Annotated in this window: 23 protein-coding genes; 10 read left to right on the forward strand and 13 right to left on the reverse strand. The window is 70.8% G+C overall.

Annotated elements, in window-relative coordinates:
• The 3 genes from IG84_RS0119815 to IG84_RS0119825 all read right to left on the reverse strand — a co-directional run bounded on the left by IG84_RS0119815 (position 1) and on the right by IG84_RS0119825 (position 1,790).
• Positions 1-333, reverse strand: coding sequence for a DUF3140 domain-containing protein (locus tag IG84_RS0119815; protein WP_031058883.1), 333 nt, complete (start codon positions 331-333; stop codon positions 1-3).
• A 100-nt stretch (positions 334-433) separates the two neighbouring features.
• Entirely contained in the window at positions 434-838 is a 405-nt protein-coding gene (locus IG84_RS0119820) for a nitroreductase family deazaflavin-dependent oxidoreductase (RefSeq protein ID WP_031058885.1), read from the reverse strand.
• Between the two features lie 142 nt (positions 839-980).
• On the reverse strand, positions 981-1,790 hold the full coding sequence (locus IG84_RS0119825; protein WP_031058888.1) for an SDR family NAD(P)-dependent oxidoreductase: 810 nt from the start codon (positions 1,788-1,790) through the stop codon (positions 981-983).
• 221 nt (positions 1,791-2,011) lie between these two features.
• Between IG84_RS0119825 and IG84_RS0119830 the strand changes: the two genes are divergently transcribed.
• On the forward strand, positions 2,012-2,416 hold the full coding sequence (locus IG84_RS0119830; protein ID WP_245659425.1) for a hypothetical protein: 405 nt from the start codon (positions 2,012-2,014) through the stop codon (positions 2,414-2,416).
• 157 nt (positions 2,417-2,573) lie between these two features.
• A complete protein-coding gene (locus tag IG84_RS0119835; protein WP_031058896.1) occupies positions 2,574-2,822 on the forward strand; it encodes a hypothetical protein in 249 nt (82 codons plus the stop codon).
• Between the two features lie 68 nt (positions 2,823-2,890).
• Here IG84_RS0119835 and IG84_RS0119840 read toward each other — a convergent pair whose 3' ends face one another.
• The 3 genes from IG84_RS0119840 to IG84_RS0119850 are packed head-to-tail and all read right to left on the reverse strand — an operon-like array spanning position 2,891 to position 5,165.
• Positions 2,891-3,190, reverse strand: a complete 300-nt coding sequence (locus tag IG84_RS0119840) for a non-oxidative hydroxyarylic acid decarboxylases subunit D (RefSeq protein ID WP_425424038.1) — start codon at positions 3,188-3,190, stop codon at positions 2,891-2,893.
• Positions 3,151-4,575, reverse strand: coding sequence for a non-oxidative hydroxyarylic acid decarboxylases subunit C (locus IG84_RS0119845; RefSeq protein ID WP_031058898.1), 1,425 nt, complete (start codon positions 4,573-4,575; stop codon positions 3,151-3,153). The genes IG84_RS0119840 and IG84_RS0119845 overlap by 40 nt, the downstream gene beginning before the upstream one ends.
• On the reverse strand, positions 4,545-5,165 hold the full coding sequence (locus tag IG84_RS0119850) for a non-oxidative hydroxyarylic acid decarboxylases subunit B (protein ID WP_051862039.1): 621 nt from the start codon (positions 5,163-5,165) through the stop codon (positions 4,545-4,547). The genes IG84_RS0119845 and IG84_RS0119850 overlap by 31 nt, the downstream gene beginning before the upstream one ends.
• 98 nt (positions 5,166-5,263) lie before the next feature.
• Between IG84_RS0119850 and IG84_RS0119855 the strand changes: the two genes are divergently transcribed.
• Together IG84_RS0119855 and IG84_RS0119860 are read left to right on the forward strand one after the other, a co-directional pair.
• Positions 5,264-6,166 carry a helix-turn-helix transcriptional regulator gene (locus tag IG84_RS0119855; RefSeq protein ID WP_031058903.1) on the forward strand — a complete coding sequence of 301 codons (903 nt, stop codon included), beginning with the start codon at positions 5,264-5,266 and terminating at the stop codon, positions 6,164-6,166.
• A gap of 113 nt (positions 6,167-6,279) precedes the next feature.
• Positions 6,280-6,510 (forward strand): hypothetical protein, encoded by a 231-nt coding sequence (locus tag IG84_RS0119860; RefSeq protein WP_031058906.1) that lies wholly within the window; start codon positions 6,280-6,282, stop codon positions 6,508-6,510.
• 100 nt (positions 6,511-6,610) lie between these two features.
• Here IG84_RS0119860 and IG84_RS0119865 read toward each other — a convergent pair whose 3' ends face one another.
• Complete coding sequence (locus IG84_RS0119865; protein WP_031058909.1) at positions 6,611-7,837, reverse strand: FAD-dependent monooxygenase; 1,227 nt, start codon at positions 7,835-7,837, stop codon at positions 6,611-6,613.
• A 103-nt stretch (positions 7,838-7,940) separates the two neighbouring features.
• Between IG84_RS0119865 and IG84_RS0119870 the strand changes: the two genes are divergently transcribed.
• Both IG84_RS0119870 and IG84_RS0119875 read left to right on the forward strand, forming a co-directional pair.
• Positions 7,941-8,501, forward strand: coding sequence for a TetR/AcrR family transcriptional regulator (locus IG84_RS0119870; protein ID WP_245659426.1), 561 nt, complete (start codon positions 7,941-7,943; stop codon positions 8,499-8,501).
• 144 nt (positions 8,502-8,645) lie between these two features.
• Positions 8,646-9,188, forward strand: coding sequence for an EF-hand domain-containing protein (locus IG84_RS0119875; protein ID WP_031058914.1), 543 nt, complete (start codon positions 8,646-8,648; stop codon positions 9,186-9,188).
• A 62-nt stretch (positions 9,189-9,250) separates the two neighbouring features.
• Here IG84_RS0119875 and IG84_RS0119880 read toward each other — a convergent pair whose 3' ends face one another.
• On the reverse strand, positions 9,251-10,228 hold the full coding sequence (locus IG84_RS0119880; RefSeq protein WP_031058917.1) for a helix-turn-helix transcriptional regulator: 978 nt from the start codon (positions 10,226-10,228) through the stop codon (positions 9,251-9,253).
• A gap of 110 nt (positions 10,229-10,338) precedes the next feature.
• Between IG84_RS0119880 and IG84_RS0119885 the strand changes: the two genes are divergently transcribed.
• A complete protein-coding gene (locus IG84_RS0119885) occupies positions 10,339-10,746 on the forward strand; it encodes a DUF3224 domain-containing protein (protein WP_031058919.1) in 408 nt (135 codons plus the stop codon).
• Between the two features lie 120 nt (positions 10,747-10,866).
• Here the strand turns inward: IG84_RS0119885 and IG84_RS42955 are convergent, their stop codons facing one another.
• Positions 10,867-10,944: a 50S ribosomal protein bL37 gene (locus tag IG84_RS42955; RefSeq protein WP_370443954.1), complete on the reverse strand. Its 78-nt coding sequence runs from the start codon at positions 10,942-10,944 to the stop codon at positions 10,867-10,869.
• A gap of 314 nt (positions 10,945-11,258) precedes the next feature.
• Between IG84_RS42955 and IG84_RS0119890 the strand changes: the two genes are divergently transcribed.
• The 3 genes from IG84_RS0119890 (at position 11,259) to IG84_RS0119900 (ending at position 12,807) form a co-directional block, all read left to right on the forward strand.
• Entirely contained in the window at positions 11,259-11,585 is a 327-nt protein-coding gene (locus tag IG84_RS0119890; RefSeq protein ID WP_031058921.1) for a hypothetical protein, read from the forward strand.
• A gap of 285 nt (positions 11,586-11,870) precedes the next feature.
• Positions 11,871-12,554, forward strand: coding sequence for a TNT domain-containing protein (locus IG84_RS0119895; protein ID WP_031058924.1), 684 nt, complete (start codon positions 11,871-11,873; stop codon positions 12,552-12,554).
• Positions 12,555-12,573: 19 nt separating this feature from the next.
• Positions 12,574-12,807 (forward strand): hypothetical protein, encoded by a 234-nt coding sequence (locus tag IG84_RS0119900; protein ID WP_031058926.1) that lies wholly within the window; start codon positions 12,574-12,576, stop codon positions 12,805-12,807.
• A gap of 10 nt (positions 12,808-12,817) precedes the next feature.
• On the opposite strand, the gene IG84_RS0119905 is transcribed toward IG84_RS0119900, so the two are convergent.
• From IG84_RS0119905 to IG84_RS0119920, 4 genes are read right to left on the reverse strand one after another with little or no spacing between them, the layout of a single operon-like run.
• Positions 12,818-14,275, reverse strand: a complete 1,458-nt coding sequence (locus IG84_RS0119905) for a GH1 family beta-glucosidase (RefSeq protein ID WP_037800621.1) — start codon at positions 14,273-14,275, stop codon at positions 12,818-12,820.
• Between the two features lie 53 nt (positions 14,276-14,328).
• Positions 14,329-15,258, reverse strand: a complete 930-nt coding sequence (locus IG84_RS0119910; protein WP_031058931.1) for a carbohydrate ABC transporter permease — start codon at positions 15,256-15,258, stop codon at positions 14,329-14,331.
• Positions 15,258-16,220 (reverse strand): carbohydrate ABC transporter permease, encoded by a 963-nt coding sequence (locus IG84_RS0119915; RefSeq protein ID WP_051862041.1) that lies wholly within the window; start codon positions 16,218-16,220, stop codon positions 15,258-15,260. Before IG84_RS0119915 ends, IG84_RS0119910 begins: the two co-directional genes overlap by 1 nt.
• Before the next feature lie 34 nt (positions 16,221-16,254).
• Positions 16,255-17,565 (reverse strand): ABC transporter substrate-binding protein, encoded by a 1,311-nt coding sequence (locus IG84_RS0119920; protein ID WP_031058937.1) that lies wholly within the window; start codon positions 17,563-17,565, stop codon positions 16,255-16,257.
• Between the last annotated feature and the right edge of the window lie 98 nt (positions 17,566-17,663).

Raw genomic sequence — 17,663 nt, forward strand, 5'->3', positions numbered from 1 at the left:
TCAGGCAGGCTTGAGCGGGTCATGGCCGATGTTCATCAGGCCGTGGCGCCAGTCCGCGCCGCCCGCCTGCGGGTCGCGGTGGTCGGCCCGCTGGCTCTCCACGATCTCGCACACCCGCCGCATGACCTGCGCGTCGTCCTCCGTGAGGTCGGTGCGGCGCTTGCCGAGGATCTCCAGTACGTGCCGTCCGAGCGGCGCACCGGCCTGGTCGGGGACCACCTCCGACTCCTGGCCCGCGGCCTGGACGCTCAGCCACTCCTGCAGCTCACGCGACGTCATATTGACGACGGAGTGGAACGTGTCCCACAACTCGGTGCTGACCTGTGCTGTCACGACATGCCTCCTCAGGCTCACAACGCCCGGAATCACCCGGAAAGTACGCCGCACAGGTATCCCGCGGCCCACCTGGGCAAACCCCGCGTCACCCGGCCCGTCAGCCAGTACGTTCCAGCACCACGACCGGGATGTCCCGGTCGGTCTTCTGCTGGTACTCGTCGTACTGCGGCCAGGTCGCCGCCATCGTCCGCCACATCGCCGGCTTCTCCTCCGCCGTCGCCGTACGGGCGCGCGCGGGGAACCGGTCGCCCTTCACCTGCACCAGGACCTCGGGTTCCGCCTGCAGATTCAAGTACCACAGGGGCGGCGTGTCCGAGCCGCCCTTGGAGGCGACGACCAGCAGATCGTCACCGAAGCGCTGGTAGATGAGCGGCGTGCTGCGCTGCTCGCCGCTCTTGCGGCCGGTGGTGGTGAGGATGAGCGTCGTGGTGCCCTGCCACTCGTGCCCTTCCGCCCCGTCGGTCTCGACGTACCGCTTCACGTGTTCCTTGCCGAACAGCATCGGCCGGCTCCTTCGTACGGATGAACAGGGACAGGGCAAACCTGCCATTCTGGAGCGCCGCGTACACCTCCCTTCCGCGCCGTTTCGCGCCCGGCGCACGCCGACCGCCGCGCTCCGGCGGCCGCGCCGCGCCGCCCGGCGCTCACGGCTGCGGAAACCCCCGCATCCCCACCTCGGCAGCGACCAGCCGGTCCAGCGCTTCCGCGGGGTCCGCGAGACCTGGTACGCACACCACCTCGCCCCGCTCCAGCGCCGCCAGCGAGGCCGTCACCACCTCGTCCACCGGCATTCCCCCCTCCGCGTGAACCCGCTGCTCCGTACCCGCGACCGACTCCTCACCCGTCGTCAGATGGAACTCGGTGGCGGTGAGCCCCGGGCACAGCACCTGGATGCGCAGCGGGGTGTCCGCCAGCTCGGCCGCGAGGGTCCGGGTGAAGGTGACGACGTATCCCTTCGTGCCGCCGTAGACGGCGCGCCGGGGGAGCGGATCGGGGGGTAGCGAGCCGGCGAACGCGAGGCGGGAGGCGACGTTGACCACCGCGCCCCGGCCGCGCTTCAGCATCCCGGGAACGGCGGCCCGGGTCAGTACCGTCAGCGCCGTGACGTTGACGTTCAGCACCCGCGTCAGCAGCAGCGGGTCGACCTCGGTGAAGTATCCATAGCCGTTGATGCCCGCGTTGTTGACCAGCAGCGCCACGTCCTCCGCCGCGACCCGCTCGGCCGTCCGCGTCAGATCCTCCGGTACGGCCAGGTCGGCGACGAGCGTCTCGACGGCGACGCCGGCCGTCTCCCGCAGCCGGCCGGCGAGCTCGTCCAGCCGCTGCGCCCGCCGCGCGACGAGCACCAGGTCCCAGCCGCCCTCGGCAAGCCGCTCGGCATACCGCGTACCGATCCCCGACGAGCCCCCGGTCACCACGGCCGTCCCCGGCCTCCCGCCTCCGGTCGTCTCCATGCCCGCACCCACTCCTTCACTGATCAGCGCATCCGCAAGCTACCGGAACCCCTGATGCGAGCACGTTCTTGCCGCCCGCGTTCCGCCCGTGTCGCTCACTCAGCGTCACGATCTCCCTGGTTTTCCGGGATCGGGCGAGTGGGAGCAATTCCTGGCATGCGACCGGAGTTCCGTAGCGCTCCACGCATACGGGCCCGGCCCGAGAACGTCCAGGAGAGACCATGAAGCTGACCGCCACAGGGATGAAGGCCACCACGGCCGCCGCCGTCATGGTGGCCGCACTCACCGTCCCGGCCGCCACTTCTTCCCCGTCCGTCACCGCGTACGCCGCCGGCGCGCCGTCCGCCCCGACCACCCGCTCCACAGGCGGCGCACCGGCCGCCTCCGCCGTCCCGCCCGGACTGTCCTGCGACACCGGTAAGCACGCCAACGACGAGTACACGGGCTACGCGCTCTGCCGGAACAACGGCGGCGCCCCGCAGACCTTCTGGGTGCATCTGGTCTGCGGCTGGGCGCCCGACGTGGACGGCGAGCACGTCACGCTCAACCCCGGCCAGTCGGGGCAGTCCACCGCCCACTGCGGCAGCCTCGGCACCGGCATCGGGGAGATCTCGGTACAGCCGTAGGACGCGGGACGCGGGACGCGGGACGCGGGACGCGGCAGCGGCACGGCCCAGCCGTTCGAGTGGCGGTACGTGTGTCGATTCAGCGACTTGGCTACTCATCGACCAACGAGGCGGCGCGGAAACGCTGCCTCTCCTGTGGCAACCGATGGAGGTATCGATGAAGCGCTCCGCTCTGCGCCTGGCCGCGGTCGCACTCCCCGTGACGGCACTCGTCCTGGCCGCCGGTGGTACGGCGTCCGCGCACGATGAAGACGACGACTTCCTGAAGAGCAGGATCGTCATCACGACGACGTATCACGACTGCGCCGACGCCGGGCCGCACGGAGTGCACACCTGCGGCGCGTGGTCGTCCACGGCCTCCATCGAGACCGGTATGGGCCGTGACCTCGACCTCTACAACGACTGACCGCAGGCGTACCGGGCCCCGCCCTCCGAAGAGGAGAGCGGGGCCCGGTCGCGTGTGCCGAAGGGGCGTCAGCCGGCGTGCAGCGGCGGCACCGCCGGGACCTCGATGGCGTTGTCCATGTCCTCCTGGGTGAGGCGGAACTGCGCGGGGTACGCCTCGCGCCGGGTACGGCGGTCGGGCTCCGTGGTGCGCCAGGTGTACAGGCAGCGGGCGCACTGGAGCACGTCCCAGACGCCGGGAACGGGGGAGTGGGCGAGGGTGTCGAGCGCGTCGTGCGCGCAGCGGGGGCAGATCATGAGGACCTCGGGGGAGTCGTGCGGTGGCGGTTTCAGCGGGCGGCCAGGAGGGAGTTCAGGCGGTCGATCCACTCCTTGGTCTCCGGCAGGTCGCGGACCGGCGTACTGAAATTGCCGCGGTTGTCGGGGGAGACCGGCGTGGTCGCGTCGATGATCATCTTGCTGGTGATGCCGGCGGGGGAGGCGGACGGCGCCAGTTCCACGACCGAGAGGTTCGGGATGACCACCACGTCGTCCGCCGGATTGACCTTCGACGACATCGCCCACATCACCTGCGGCAGGTTGAACGGGTCGACGTCCTCATCGACGAGGATCACCTGGGCGACGTACCCGAGCCCATGGCGCGTGGTCATCGCGCGCATGCCGACCGCCTTGGCGAAGCCGCCGTACCGCTTCGCCGTCGAGATGATCACGGCCAGGCCGTGCGTGTACATCGCGTTGACGGCCTGCACCTCGGGGAACTCCGCGCGGAGCTGCTTCAGCAGCGGCACACAGGTGTTGGGCCCGACGAGGTAGTCCACCTCGGTCCACGGCATGCCCAGGTAGAGGGACTCGAAGACCGGGTTCGTGCGGTACGAGATGCGGTCGATGCGGACCACCGGCATCCGGCGGCCGCCCGAGTAATGGCCGGTGAACTCGCCGAACGGCCCCTCGATCTGCCGCTTGCGGCCCTCGATCACGCCCTCGATGACGACCTCCGAGCCCCAGGGCACATCGAAGCCGGTGAGCGGCGCCGTGGCGATCGGCGCGGGCGCGCCGCGCAGCGCGCCGGCCATCTCGTACTCGGAACGGTCGTACCCCATCGGCATGCCGGCCACGATCGACATCACCGGCTCGTTGCCCAGCGTGATCGCGATGGGCAGGTCCTCGTCGCGGCTCTCCGCCGCCTTCAGGTGCAGCGCCACGTCGTGCACCGGGACCGGCTGGATGGCGAGCCGGTCGCGGCCGATGACTTCCAGGCGGTACGTGCCGACGTTCTGCTTGCCGAAGTGGTCCGGGTCGTCGGGGTCGCGGGAGACGACCGCGGCCTTGTCGAGGTAGAAGCCGCCGTCCCCGTCGTTGAGGCGGAAGAGCGGGAGGACCTCGAAGAGGTCGACGTCCGCGCCCTCCTGCGTGTTCTCGCGCCAGGGCGCGTCCTCGCGGCGCTCGGGCGCGACGGGGAAGTCGTCCCAGCGCCGCGCGAACTCCTCGACCTGGTCCTTGACCGAGGTGGCCGCGGGCAGGCCGAGCGCGAGGGCGTGGTTGCGCCAGGAACCGTGCACGTTCAGCGCGATCCGGGCGTCGGTGAAGCCCTTGACCTTGTCGAAGTACAGGGCGGGGGCACCCTCGCCGATCCGGCCCGCCGCGTTGGCGGCCGCTGCCAGGTCCGGCTCGGGCAGCACCTCGTCGGTGATGCGCAGCAGCTGGCCCTCGCCCTCCAGGGTGGTCAGAAAGCTGCGGAGGTCGTCGTAGGCCATGTCTGCTCCTTGCTGTTGGTACGGGCCGCCCGCATGCCCTGCCACCGCTTGGCGGCGGGCGCCGGCAGGTCGAACTGGTCGACGATGCGGGCGGTGATGTGGTCGACGATGTCGTCGACCGTGGCGGGGTGGTTGTAGAAGGCGGGCATCGGCGGCACGATCTGCACGCCCATCCGCGCCAGCGCCAGCATGTTCTCCAGATGGATCTCGCTGAGCGGCGTCTCCCGCGGGACGACCACCAGCTTGCGGCGCTCCTTCAGCACGACATCGGCGGCGCGGCCGACCAGGCCGTCGGCGTAACCGGCCCGGATCCCGGCGAGCGTCTTCATCGAGCAGGGCACGATGATCATGCCGTCCGTCCGGAACGACCCGGACGAGATGGCCGCGCCCTGGTCCTCGGGGCTGTGCACTACATCGGCCAGCCCGGCGACCTCGCGGGCGCTCCGGCCGGTCTCCAGCTCGATCGTGGACCGGGCCCAGCGGCTCAGGACGAGATGGGTCTCCACCTCGGGCAGCTCGGCCAGATGCTCCAGCACCCGGATCCCGAAGACAGCACCGGTCGCACCGGTCATTCCCACGATCAGCCGCACGTCGCACCTCGCTCTCCGGCAGCTTTCCGGCTCTCGCTGCCTCTTGTGCGACCGTAGGAGGGGGTACGGGGACGACAGCGGTACGCTACGGACTCAGCATGGGAAAAAACGGACAGCTCTCGATCACGGACGTCGCCTACCGGCCCTCTCTCGGGGCGCCCATTGGCATGGACGTCCTGGACTTCGCCGAGCTGCGGGCCCGCGGACACCGCCGCGGCATCGATCTCGGGACCCCGCAGCGCCCCGGCTTCCACCACCTCATCCACGTGCGCTCCGGCACCCTGCGGCACACCGTGGACTTCTCCGAGCACGTCCTGCCCGCCGGGAGCTGGCTGTGGATCCAGCCGGGCCAGGTGCACCAGTACGCCCCCGAGGACCTGGCGGCCGCGCGCGGCACCATCGTGATCTGGCTGCCCGGCTTCGCCGACGCCGAGGCCCCCTTCGAGCAGACTCCGCTGCTGCCGGACGGGCCGCACGCCCGCGCCACTCAGCTCGCCCTGCGCCACCTCATCCACGAGTACGCCGACCTGGCCTCCATCCCTCTCCAGGCACACATCGAGGCGCTGCGTCTGCTGCTGGCCGTGCTGCTGCTGCGGCTCGCCCACGCGCGCCCCGAGGCCCCCGCCGCGCACCGACCCGGTGGCGCCTTCGCGCATTACCACGCTGCTGTCGAGCGTGACTTCGCCGACACGCACCGCGTCGCCGACTACGCCACCGCGCTGGGCTACAACGTCCGTACCCTCACCCGCGCCACGCTGGCCGCCACCGGCCTGACCGCCAAGCAGTACCTCGACGCCCGCATCCTCCTGGAGGCCAAGCGTCTTCTGGTGCACACCGATGCCGCGGCGGCCGAGGTCTCCCGCCGGCTCGGCTTCCGCGAACCGGGCGACTTCTCCAAGTTCTTCCGCAAGCGCGACGGCCGCACGCCGCAGCAGTTCCGTGCAGTGGCCCGCGGCGCGACGCAACAGGATCCGCGGAGTGACAATCGGACGACTGGGTGACCAGGCGGAACGCGGTCGGCCATCAGGGTCAATTGCCCGAGCGCCACGCTTCGGGAAGCGGTAGGGCGGAGAAGCATGGGGGCGATCAACCCACCTACCTGAAGAGGTATGACATGCGCAAGACCTTCGCTCGTACCGCGGCGTCTCTCGCCCTGGCCTCGGCCGCCCTGGTTCCGATGAGCGGCATCGCTTCCGCGCACGACCACAACCACGGCGGAGGCGGCGGGCTGAGCGGCTCGGCGAGCAGCATGACCAGCGTCGGCGGGCACGACGGCGTCGTGACCGTGGGTGACTCGCGGGCTGCCGCCTACTGGATGGGGCTCGTCGACGCGGGCCAGGTCTGACCGGCCCGGGCGACGGCTGAGCTGTCGTGCCGTCCGGTGGCGGTGTTGCCCCTACGCAGGGGCGACACCGCCACTGTGCTTACTGGCGCATGACGCATCGTCAGGAAGCGCGCGGGCCCGCCACCGGCTCCCGCTGCACGTCATGGGCGTGGATCCAGCCGAAGTCCGCCGCAAACGTGGCCAGCTTCCGGTCCCGCCGCTCGGCCGCCCGCCCGTCGGGGAGGTGCAGCAGGCCGGAGGTGACCCAGGAGCTGCGCTGCACCTGGCGGGTGCGCACCCGCCGGAGCCCTTCGTACCGCCGCAGGGCCACGTCGTACGCGTCGGATCCGCCGGCCGCCCGCGCGTCGGCCAGGCAGTCCGCCAGCGTCACCGCGTCCTCGATGGTCTGGTTGGCGCCCTGCCCGTGGTGCGGCAGCATCGCGTGCGCCGCGTCCCCGATCAGCACCGCCCGGCCGCGGCTCCACCGCCGCAGCGGCGCCTGCCCGAACAGGCCCCACCGTGCGCTCTGCGGCGCGGCCGCGAGCATCTCGGTGATCGCCGGGTGCCAGCCGTCGAACGCCGCGAGGAGCTCCTCGGGCGCGGCCTCGGCCCGCCAGGTGGCCTCGGTCCACCGGTCCGGGCCCTCCACCACCGCGAGGAAGTTGACCGTACCGGCGCTGTCGATGGGGTAGTGCAGCACGTGCGCACCGGGTCCCATCCAGAACTGGATGGCCGCCGGGTCCGGCAGCGAGGGCAGCGCCCCGGCCGGTACCAGGCCGCGGAAGCCGCTCGTACCGGAGTACGCGGTGACGTCCTCGGCCGTGACGTGGCGCCGCACGGTGGAGTGCACGCCGTCCGCGCCGACGACCAGACCGGCCCGTATGCTCCGGCCGTCCGCGAGGTCCAGACGTATCCCGCCGCCGTCCTCCGTCGTCGCGTCCTCGTGCACCCCGCCGACCGCGGTGCCCAGATGCAGCCGCTCGCTTCCCCAGGCGTCGCCCAGGATGCGCTGGAACGCCGCGCGGTGCACGCCCAGGTAGGGGCCGCCGAACCGCGCGCGGTACGCGTCGCCGACCGGATGCGCGGCGATGCGGCGGCCGTCCCGCCAGTGCCGGTACACCAGCTCGGTCGGCTGGGCGCCGGCGGCCGTCAGCTCCGCGCCCAGGCCGAGCCGGGCGAGCAGCCGGGTGGCGTTCGCCGACAGCGCCACCGCCGCGCCGACCTCCCGCAACTCCGGCGCCTGCTCGTGGATTTCCGCGTCGATGCCGCGTGCCCGCAGGGCGAGTGCCAGGGTGAGCCCGCCGATGCCGGCTCCCACGATCGCGATCTCCGGGCCCGTTGCGCCCATGCCCTGCCTCCTCGTCTCGCGGTTGTTGATGTACCGATCGGTACATCAACGGTTCGCGTTGGACTGTAGGTGTACCGATCGGTACGGTCAAGGGGTGCCTCGTGTGACCGATTCACGGAAACGGACCGAACTGCTGGCGAAGGTGGTGCAGCATCTGGAGCACCACGGCCTGGCGGGCCTCTCGCTGAGCCCACTCGCGGAAGCGGTGGGCACCAGCAAACGGATGCTGCTCTACTACTTCGGCAGCCGGGAGAACCTGCTGGCCCAGGCGCTGGCCGCCAGCCGCCCCGACGCCGAGGCGATGTTCGGCGGCGTCGACGACGCGGCGGGACTGCACCGCGCCGCCCGCGCACTGTGGGAAGCGATCACGGTCGGCAGACAGCGCGGCCTCGTCCGCATGCTGCTGCAACTGCTCAGCCTGGCCACCACACAGCCGGAGCCGTACGGAGCGCTGGCCGCCGACGCGGTCGAGGTCATGGTCGGCCCGATCGCCGCCGCTTACGTACGGCTCGGCTACGCGGAAGAGGACGCCAGGGTCCGGGCCACACTCCTGGTCTCGGGCCTGCGCGGCCTGTGCCAGGACCGCCTGGTCACCGGCGACACGCCCCGCATCGACGCCGCAGCCCACCGCCTCATCGAAAACGCCACGAGCCCGGCCGGCTGACCAGTTCAGCGTGACCTTATATCCAGCCTCATATGTGCTTTTGAGTCAATATGTCATGTTCGATTTCGCGGGAGCGGTGGAGGCGCAAGGCTTGCGATGACCGCAAGCGTTGCCGCCCCCGTCCCATCCCAAGGAGGACGCGACATGGCGCAGGACATCATCACCATCAAGTTCGAGCGCGAATTCGAGACCATGGACGCCAACCACGACGGCTATCTGGACTGGACGGACTACCAGCGGCTCGCCGAGCGCTACATAGACGCTTACAAGCTCGACAAGGGCGACCGCCGGGCCAGGGCGCTCCAGAGCTTCTGCCAGATCTACTGGCTGGAGCTGCTGCGCCACGCGGGCGTGGACGGGGACCGGCTCACGAAGGACCAGTTCGTCACGGCCAACCGCCTCGCGGCCATCGACACCAGCCGGCTCAATGTGACCGAGGGCGGCGGCCACGCGATCTTCGATGTCATCGACGTCGACGGTGACAACGAGATCAGCAAGGACGAGTTCGCCCGCTTCCTGAGGGACGTGTGGCGGAGCGACGCGCCCGACGCGATGGACGCGTTCGCCAAGCTGGACACCGACGGGGACGGTGCGATTTCGCGCTTCGAATTCATTCGTGCGATGCGTGAGCACTTCTTCTCGAACGACCCGGACGCACCGGGCAGCCTGTTCTTCGGGCGCGTCTGAGCCTGGAGCCGGAGCATGAAGGGCTTGGGCACGGCGGCGGGGTACAGCTTGGGCTCGCTCGGTCAGGGCACCGTCGTATAACGGTGCGTCAGTTCGGTGACCGTTCGGGCGACGGCCGCGCGTAGGTCGGGTGGGCCGAGTACCTCTGTCTCTGTGCCCAGTCCGAGCAGGTCGCCGACTGCGACGGCCGGGGTCTCGACCGGTAGCTCGACCCGGACCCAGCCCTCGTCGTCGGGGGGTCCGGCCGCCGCGAGGGCCCGTGCGCCCGCTGCCCCGAATCGCATGGGCAGCAGGTGGCGGCCGCGGGGTGAGAGCCGCAGGTGCGCGACGCCCTGGTGGAGTGCGGTCTCCAGGCGGCGGGAGGAGTCCGCCCAATGTGCGGCCAGGTCGAATTCCGCCGGCCGGTCGAAGGTCTGCTCCGTGACGTCGACGGACACGAGGCGGGAGATCCGGTACGTGCGGATCGCCTCGCCCGCCGGCGCCACCAGGTACCAGATGCCGCCCTTGAGGACGAGGCCGAGCGGGCTGAGGTCGAGCGCGCGGTGGTTGTCACCGCCCCACTTCCGGTACTGGACGCGCAAAACGCGCTGTTCCCACACGGCCTGTGCGACGAGGCCGAGATGGGGGACCGGATCGGCCTCGCGGAACCACGCGGGCGCGTCCAGATGGAACCGGTCCTGGATGCGCCGCGACCGGTCCGCCAGTCCGGCCGGCAGCGCGGCCTGCAGCTTGAGCTGCGCGGTGGCCAGCACCGCGCCGAGGCCCAACTCGCCCGCGGCGCCCGGCGCCCCCGCGAGGAAGAGCGCGTCGGCCTCGGCGTCGGTGAGCCCGGTGAGCCGCGTGCGGTAGCCGTCCATCAGGCGGTAGCCGCCTTCGGGGCCGCGGTCGGCGCACACCGGGACGCCCGACGCGCCGAGCGCCTCGATGTCCCGGTACACGGTGCGGACCGACACCTCCAGCTCAGCGGCGAGTGCGGACGCCGTCATCCGCCCACGGTTCTGGAGCAGGAGAAGCAGGGAGAGAAGCCGGTCGGCACGCATGGAAGCCATTGTGCGGCGGACCACGTACCTGACAGAAGGTGTCAGGTACGGCGGACAGGCTGGTCACACACCGCGCGGCACAGGCCGTGCGACCGATCGAAAGGGCGGCCATGCCCGCACGGACCACCGGCCACTTCACCTACGCCGACTGGCAGGAGCGCACCGTCGGCCCTGACGGAGCACACCCGAAGCTCGCGCACGCCTCCGTCACCAACTCCTTCACCGGGGGCATCGAGGCCACCCGCACGACGTGCGAGTACACCATCGTCTACGCCACTGAGAAGACCGGCACGTTCACCGGCATGGAACTGCTGACCGGCAGCGTCGACGGGCGCGCGGGCACCTTCGTCGTCGAGGAACGCGGCTCCTTCGAGCCCGACGGCACCGTGCGCTGCGCCTTCGAGGTGGTGCCGGGAACGGGCACCGGCGAGCTGGCCGGGCTGCGCGGCACCGGCACCTTCACCGCCGTGCACGGCGCACCGTCCGTCCCTTACGCCTTCGAGTACGCGCTGGACTGACGTCTCTTCACCCGGACGGGGTACGGGCGGTACGGGGAGTACCCCTCAGTAGAGCCCGATGAGGGGAAGCAGGAGGCCGGCGGGCAATAGCCCGCCGGCCTCCTGCTGGCGTCCGGTCCTTCAGGACTGCGGACGGCTGCCGTGGTTGGCACCGTTCTTGCGACGTGCCTTCTTCTTGCGGCGGCGCTTGGACGACATGACGGCTCCTTTCTCGCGTTGCTTTAGCCGAGTTTCCACCCTTTCATACCGGTATCCCGCTCGGCGATCTCGGGGGCCCGTACCCAGCCCCGCACGCGCAACGCCCCCTCTTTCGCGTGAACCACCTCACGGCGCAGCGGCAACCACCTCACGGTGACACGACAGCCACCTCACGGTGCAACGACCGGCGCTAGCCTGGGGCACCGTGCGATTCAGTGATCTCTGTGCCGGTAGTCGGGTGAAGTTCCGTTAGCCATGCGCCACCGCGCGGAAGGACGGACACGTCACATCCATGATGCGAGGGAGAGAGCACCGTGCGTACCCGACTCGCGGCAGGTGCGGCAGCCGCCGCCTCCATGATCGTCCTTCTCGGCGCCCCCGTGGCCGCCGCCTACGCACCGGCGTCCGCCGCCGGCGCAGTGCAGGTCGCCGACCCCGGCGACGAAGACCCCGTCAACGGCCCGACCGGCATGGCGGGCGACACGGAGACCGAGCAGCCGGGCGCCGTCCCGGGGCAGGAGCAGAACGCCATGCCGGGCGAGGCGCAGCCGGGCGAGACGCCGAAGCAGCCGGGCAACAACGGCCTCCTCGGCGGTGGCGGCAAGGGCGGCCTCCTGGGCCTGGGGCTGCTGGGCCTCTGACAGGACCGGCCCTCTGAAAGTACCCACGCAGCAGGGGCCGCCCGCGTGGCGGCCCCTGCTGCGTGTTGCTGTGCCGTGTCCCTGCCGGCCCGCGTGCCCGCGGCAGGTGGCCGGAAATCGGCGTAGCGTGCTACCGCCCTGCGTGAACGACCGGTTACCGTGCGGAACGGCCCGAGCTGATGGCGTATCAGCAGGGTGTACGCATGCACGTACACCCGCCCACGCCGTCGGCCCGGTACGCCGTCCCCACGCAGCAGGTCTGCACGACCGCACAAGGAGCCCTGAGTGAACCGACTCCGTACCCTGCTCGCCGCGCTCGGCCTGGCCGCCGGGCTGGCGGCCGCCCCTGCCGCGAGCGCCGCGCCGCAGCAGCAGGAGAAGCGCCCGGCGGCCGAGGCCGCCGCCCGCCCCCAGCCCTGCACCGGCAAGTTCAACGGTGACGCGCGGCTCGGCCCGAAGTGGCTGCCGAACAAGAACCTGGCGCCCGTGGGTCCGCTGCTCAAGGGGTACCAGCGGACGGGCGCGCTGTCGCCCGCCGCGTTCCTCAAGAAGTACTGGGAGGGGCCGGCGGACTCGGGTAGCTGGAAGTACCCGCCCAACGACGGGTTCGCCGAGGTCAACGGCGAGATCGACAAGGAACCGGCGAAGCTGCGCACCGGCCAGCGGCTGGACCGCTTCGGCTCCGTGTTCGGCGGGTACCTGGCGCCGGCCGGCGACCCGTACGCCGAGCGCGCGCTGCCCCCGCAGAACCTCAACACCCGTGAAGCCGCCTCGCCGTGCGACTACCACACGTACAAGGTGATCAAGCCGTTCTGGGTGTGGCAGGGCAGCATCGCCCCCTGGTTCGAACAGCCCGGCGGCGGCCAGCAGATCAAGCTGGACTCGGTGTTCCTGAACCCGGGCGAGGGGCAGCGGCTCAACGTGAAGTGGCTGCTGGACCACCGGTACCTCGCGCCGGCGGACGCGTAGCCGGACGGCGGACGACGCCATGGACCGGCAGCGGCTGCGGTCCGCGCTGCGCGCGGCCGGGGTGGCCGACGGCCACTACCGCATCGAAGGCGTGCACGAGCCGGCCCCCACGCCCCCCGACTTCCTGTATCTGCGCAGGACGCCGGACGGGGCGTGGGAGACCGGTGCGTACGAACGCGGCCGTTACGAGGTCATCGCCCGCCACCCGGACGAGGCCGCGGCCTGTACCCACCTACTGGCCCTCCTGACGTGAGGGCCTCTCGCTACTCGGCGTCCGCCGCCGGCAGGGCGTTCGTGCGGGACAGCTTCGCGTACCACCGGGCGCTGGCCTTCGGGATGCGGCGCCCGGTCGGGTAGTCCACGTACACCGCGCCGAAGCGCTTGCTGTAGCCGTGGCCCCACTCGAAGTTGTCCAGCAGCGACCACAGGAAGTAGCCGCGGACGTCCACGCCGGCCTCGATCGCGCGGTGCACGGCCGTCAAGTGGCCGTGCAGGTACGCGATCCGGTCCGGGTCGTGCACCGCGCCGCTCGGGTCGGCGTAGTCGTCGCACGCGATGCCGTTCTCAGTGATCATCAGCGGCAGGTCCGGAACGTCGCCCTTCAGCCGCAGCAGCAGGTCGTACAGGCCGCTCGGATCGACCGCCCAGCCCATCGCCGTCGTACGGCCCGGCGGACGGTGGAAGACCACCTCGTCGGCGCCCGGCCACGGGCTGTGCCCGCTCTCGCCGTGCCCGTCGAAGGAGTGGTCGGGCTCCGTGCCGTCCGCCGCCGACACCAGCGTCGGCGTGTAGTAGTTGACGCCCAGGAAGTCCAGCGGCTGGTGGATCGCCGCGGTGTCGCCGTCCCGCACGAAGGACCAGTCGGTCAGCCGCGCCGTGTCGGCCAGCAGGTCGTCCGGGTACGCGCCGTGCAGCAGCGGGGCGGTGAACACCCGGTTCGCCAGGGCATCGATGCGGCGCGCCGCGTCCGTGTCCTGGGGGCTCTCGGTACGCGCCCGTACGTGGTGGACGTTGAGCGTGATCGCGACATCGGCCGCGGACGGGAGCGCCGCGCGCAGCGCCTGGACCGCGGTGCCGTGCGCCAGGTTGAGGTGGTGCGCGGCACGCAGCGCGGCGACCGGTTCGGTACGCCCCGGCGCGTGCACCCCGGAGGCATGGCCCAGGAAGGCGCTGCACCAGGGCTCGTTGAGCGTGATCCAGGTACGCACCCGGTCGCCCAGCGCGTCGGCGGCCAGCGCGGCGTACTCGGCGAACCGGCCGGCGGTCGCCCGCTCCGGCCAGCCGCCCGCGTCCTCCAGCTCCTGCGGCAGGTCCCAGTGGTAGAGCGTGACCACCGGCTGGATGCCCTTCTCCAGCAGCTCGTCGGCCAGCCGGCGGTAGAAGTCCAGGCCCTTCTGCACGGCGGGCCCGCGCCCGGTCGGCTGGATGCGCGGCCAGGAGAGCGAGAAGCGGTACGCGCCCACGCCCAGCTCGGCCATCAGCGCGACGTCCTCGCGCCAGCGGTGGTAGTGGTCCGTGGCGATGTCGCCGGTATCGCCGTTGCGTACCTTGCCCGGCGTGCGCGCGAAGGTGTCCCAGATGGAGGGCGTGCGGCCGTCCTCGGCGGCCGCGCCCTCTACCTGATAGGCGGCGGTGGCCGTGCCCCAGAGGAAGCCCGGCGGGAACGAACGGGCAACTGCGGGGCGGGGACCGGCGGCGAGATGAGGCGATGCGGTGGTCAAGGGGTTCCTTTCGGCAGAAGGGGAAACGGGGGAGACGGAAGCGGACCGGGCGGTTATCCCTTCACCGCGCCCTGCATGATCCCGCCCACGATCTGGCGGCCGAAGACGAGGAACATCGCCAGCAGGGGCAGCGTGCCGAGCAGCGCGCCGGCCATGATGAGCGACTGGTCGCGGACGTAACCCGCGCTGAGCTGGGTCAGTGCGACGGGGACCGTCGGGTTGGTCATGTCCAGCGCGATGAACGGCCAGAAGAAGTCGTTCCAGGCGTGCACGAAGGTGATCATGAAGAGGACGGCCATGGCCGGCCGGGCGACCGGCAGCACGATGCTCCAGAAGATCCGGAGCGAGTGCGCGCCGTCCACCCGGCCCGCCTCGACCAGCTCGTCGGGCAGCGCCTCGGCCAGGTACTGCCGCATGAAGAACACGCCCACCGCGCTGACCAGGGTCGGGAAGATGACCGAGGGCAGCCGCTGGCCCCAGCCCAGCTCACTCATCATCATGAACAGCGGCACGACGCCCAGTTGCGGCGGCACCATCATCGTGCCGATGACCAGCATGAGCAGGACGTTCCGTCCCCGGAAGCGGAGCTTGGCGAAGGCGAAGCCGGCGAGGGTGGCGAACAGTACGGTCGACAGGGCGATGACGCCGGCCACGATCAGGCTGTTCGTCATGGCCTTGCCCAGTGCCGCGTCCTGCCACGCCTTGCCCAGGTTCTCGAAGAGATGCGGGCCCGGCAGGAACGGCGGCGGCGTCTGCGACACCCGGGTGTTGTCACTGGAGGCCGCCACCAGCGTCCAGTACAGCGGGAACAGCGAAGCGAGCGTCGCGACGGCGAGCAGGGCGTAGGCGAGTGGGCCCGCGTGGTGCTGGCGTCCGGCGCCGGGCCGCAGGGACAGCCGGCGGCGTACGGGCGGACGCGTACGGCGCTCGGCGGCGCGCGGGCGCCGGTCCGCCGCCGGGGCCTCGATACTGTCGGTGGTCATCACTGGCTGCTCCTGGACAGGACGTGCCGGGGGCCGGCCGCGCGGGAGGCGAGGCGCTTCACGACGCGCTGTACGACGAAGACGAGGATCAGCAGCAGGAACATCGCCCAGGCGATGGTCGCGGCACGCCCCATCTGGTAGTTCTTCCAGCCCTCCTCGTACAGCAGCAGGCCCAGGGTCTGGTACTGGTTGTCGGCGCCGCCGGTGATGCCGTTCGGACCTTGGCCGAAGATCAGTGGTTCGCCGAAGAGCTGGGTTGCGCCGATCGTGGACAGCACGATGGTGAAGACGATGGTGGACCGGATGCCGGGGATGGTGACCATGCGGAACTGCTGCCAGCGCGAGGCGCCGTCGAGCGCGGCGGCCTCGTACCGCTCGTCCGGCACGGCCTGCATCGCCGCCAGGTACAGCAGCGCGTTGTAGCCGGTCCAGCGCCAGATGACGATCGAGGAAACGGCGAGCTGGGCGGCCCACTTGTCGTTCTCCCAGTTCACCGGGTCCATGCCGACCAGCCCCAGCAGCCAGTTGATCATCCCGAAGTCGCGCTCGAAGAGCATCGTGAAGACCAGCGCGGCGGCGCCCACGGACGTCGCGTACGGCGTCAGCGCCGCGACCCGGAAGAAGGCCGAGCCGCGCAGCCGGTAATGGAGCAGGTGCGCCAGGCCCAGCGCCATCAGCAGTTGCGGGACGGTGGAGAGCACGCCGAGCGTGAAGGTGTTGGCGAGCGCGTTCCAGAAGCGGTCATCGCCCCACAGTGCTGTGTAGTTGTCCAGTCCGACCCACTCCATGAGGTCCATGGAGGAGAGCTCCACGCGGTGCAGCGAGATCCACGCGGTGTAGAGCAGCGGATAGAAACTGAACGCGGCGAAGACGACGAAGAACGGGGCGACGAAGGCGTACGGGGCGCCGCGCACGTCCAGCCGGTGCCAGAACGTACGCCGCCGATAGGTCTGCAGGGCCACCGGGGTCCTCCTGTGTCGGTCGGGCGGCCGGACGTCAGCCGGTGGCCTTCTTGATGCGGTCGTCGGTGGTCTTCCAGGCGGTCTCGGGGCTCTTGTGCTGTGCCTCGATGAGCGTCAGGCCCTGCGAGAAGATGTCCTTGATCGTGCCGTCCTTGCGGCCGAGCACCTGTTTGTCGGGGATCTCCCGGGCGGCGGCGCCGAAGATCGCGCCGATCGGCGCATTACTGAAGTACGCCGACTTCGCGCCCGCCACCTCGGGAGCCTTCAGCGCCTGCTGCGAGGACGGGAAGTTGCCGAGCTTCTCGAAGAGATACGCCTGCTGCTCGGGCGCGGTGAGCCAGGCGACCAGCTTCTTCGCCTCGTCCTTGACCGGGCTCTGCTCCATGACGCCGAGGAAGGAGCCGCCCCAGTTGGCGCCCTTCGGCGCCTTGGCCACGTCCCACTTGCCCTTGTTCTTCGGGCCCGCCTTCTCACTGATGTGGGCGAGCATCCACGCCGGGCACACCGTCGTGGCGAACGTGCCGTTGGCCAGTCCGGGGTCCCAGCCGGGCTGGAACTGGCGGAGCTTGGCCGTCAGGTCCGAGGAGGCGGCTTCAGCGGCCAGCTTCCAGGCGCCGGTGACGACCGGGTTGTCCTTGTAGATCAGCTCGCCCTTGGTGTCGTAGAACTGCTGGGAGCTGCCGTAGATCATGGCGTTGAACAGACCGCTGGCGCTGTCCATGAAGGCCACGCCGTCGCCCTTGAAGCCGGACTTGAACTTCCGCCCCGCGTCGACGTACTTCGACCAGTCGCCCGCCCACAGCTCCGCGACCTTCTCGCGGTCGGTGGGCAGCCCGGCCTGCGCGAAGAGGTCCTTGCGGTAGCAGACGGCCATCGGGCCGATGTCGGTGCCCAGGCCGATGAGCTTCTTGTCCGCCGTGGTGACCTGGTTCCGTTTCCAGGGAAGGAAATGTCCGGTTCCGGGGGCCTTTGACAGGTCGGCGAAGGTCGCCGCGCGGGTGTCCACGAGCTCCTTGGCGCGCCCGACCTCGATGCCCTGGATGTCCTTCAGGCCGCTGCCGGCGGCGAGGTGGGTCTGCAGCGCGGTGTAGTACGTCTGCTCGTCCCCGGCGATCTCCGCCTTGATCGTGACGTTCGGGTGCTCCTTCTCGTAACGCTCCAGCAGGCCGGCCTCCTTGAAGCCCATGACGCCGTACAGGCCCATGGTGATCGTGACCTTGCCGTCCTTGATCCCGCCGCCGGTGTCCGCTGCGCCGCTCCCGCCGCAGCCGGCGACCAGGCCCAGCGCGGCGGCCGCCGCCACCACCGCCAGGGATCTCCTCGTCATCGTTTTCCGAACGCTCATCGCCGTTCCCCTCCCAGAGCCAGGCCGTCATGGGCACGTTCCCATTCGCCGACAGAAGCGACTGGGAACGTGCCCACCGATGTTCCGGAAGAGTGACG

Source organism: Streptomyces ochraceiscleroticus, assembly GCF_000720485.1.
GTDB classification, from domain to species: domain Bacteria; phylum Actinomycetota; class Actinomycetes; order Streptomycetales; family Streptomycetaceae; genus Streptomyces; species Streptomyces ochraceiscleroticus.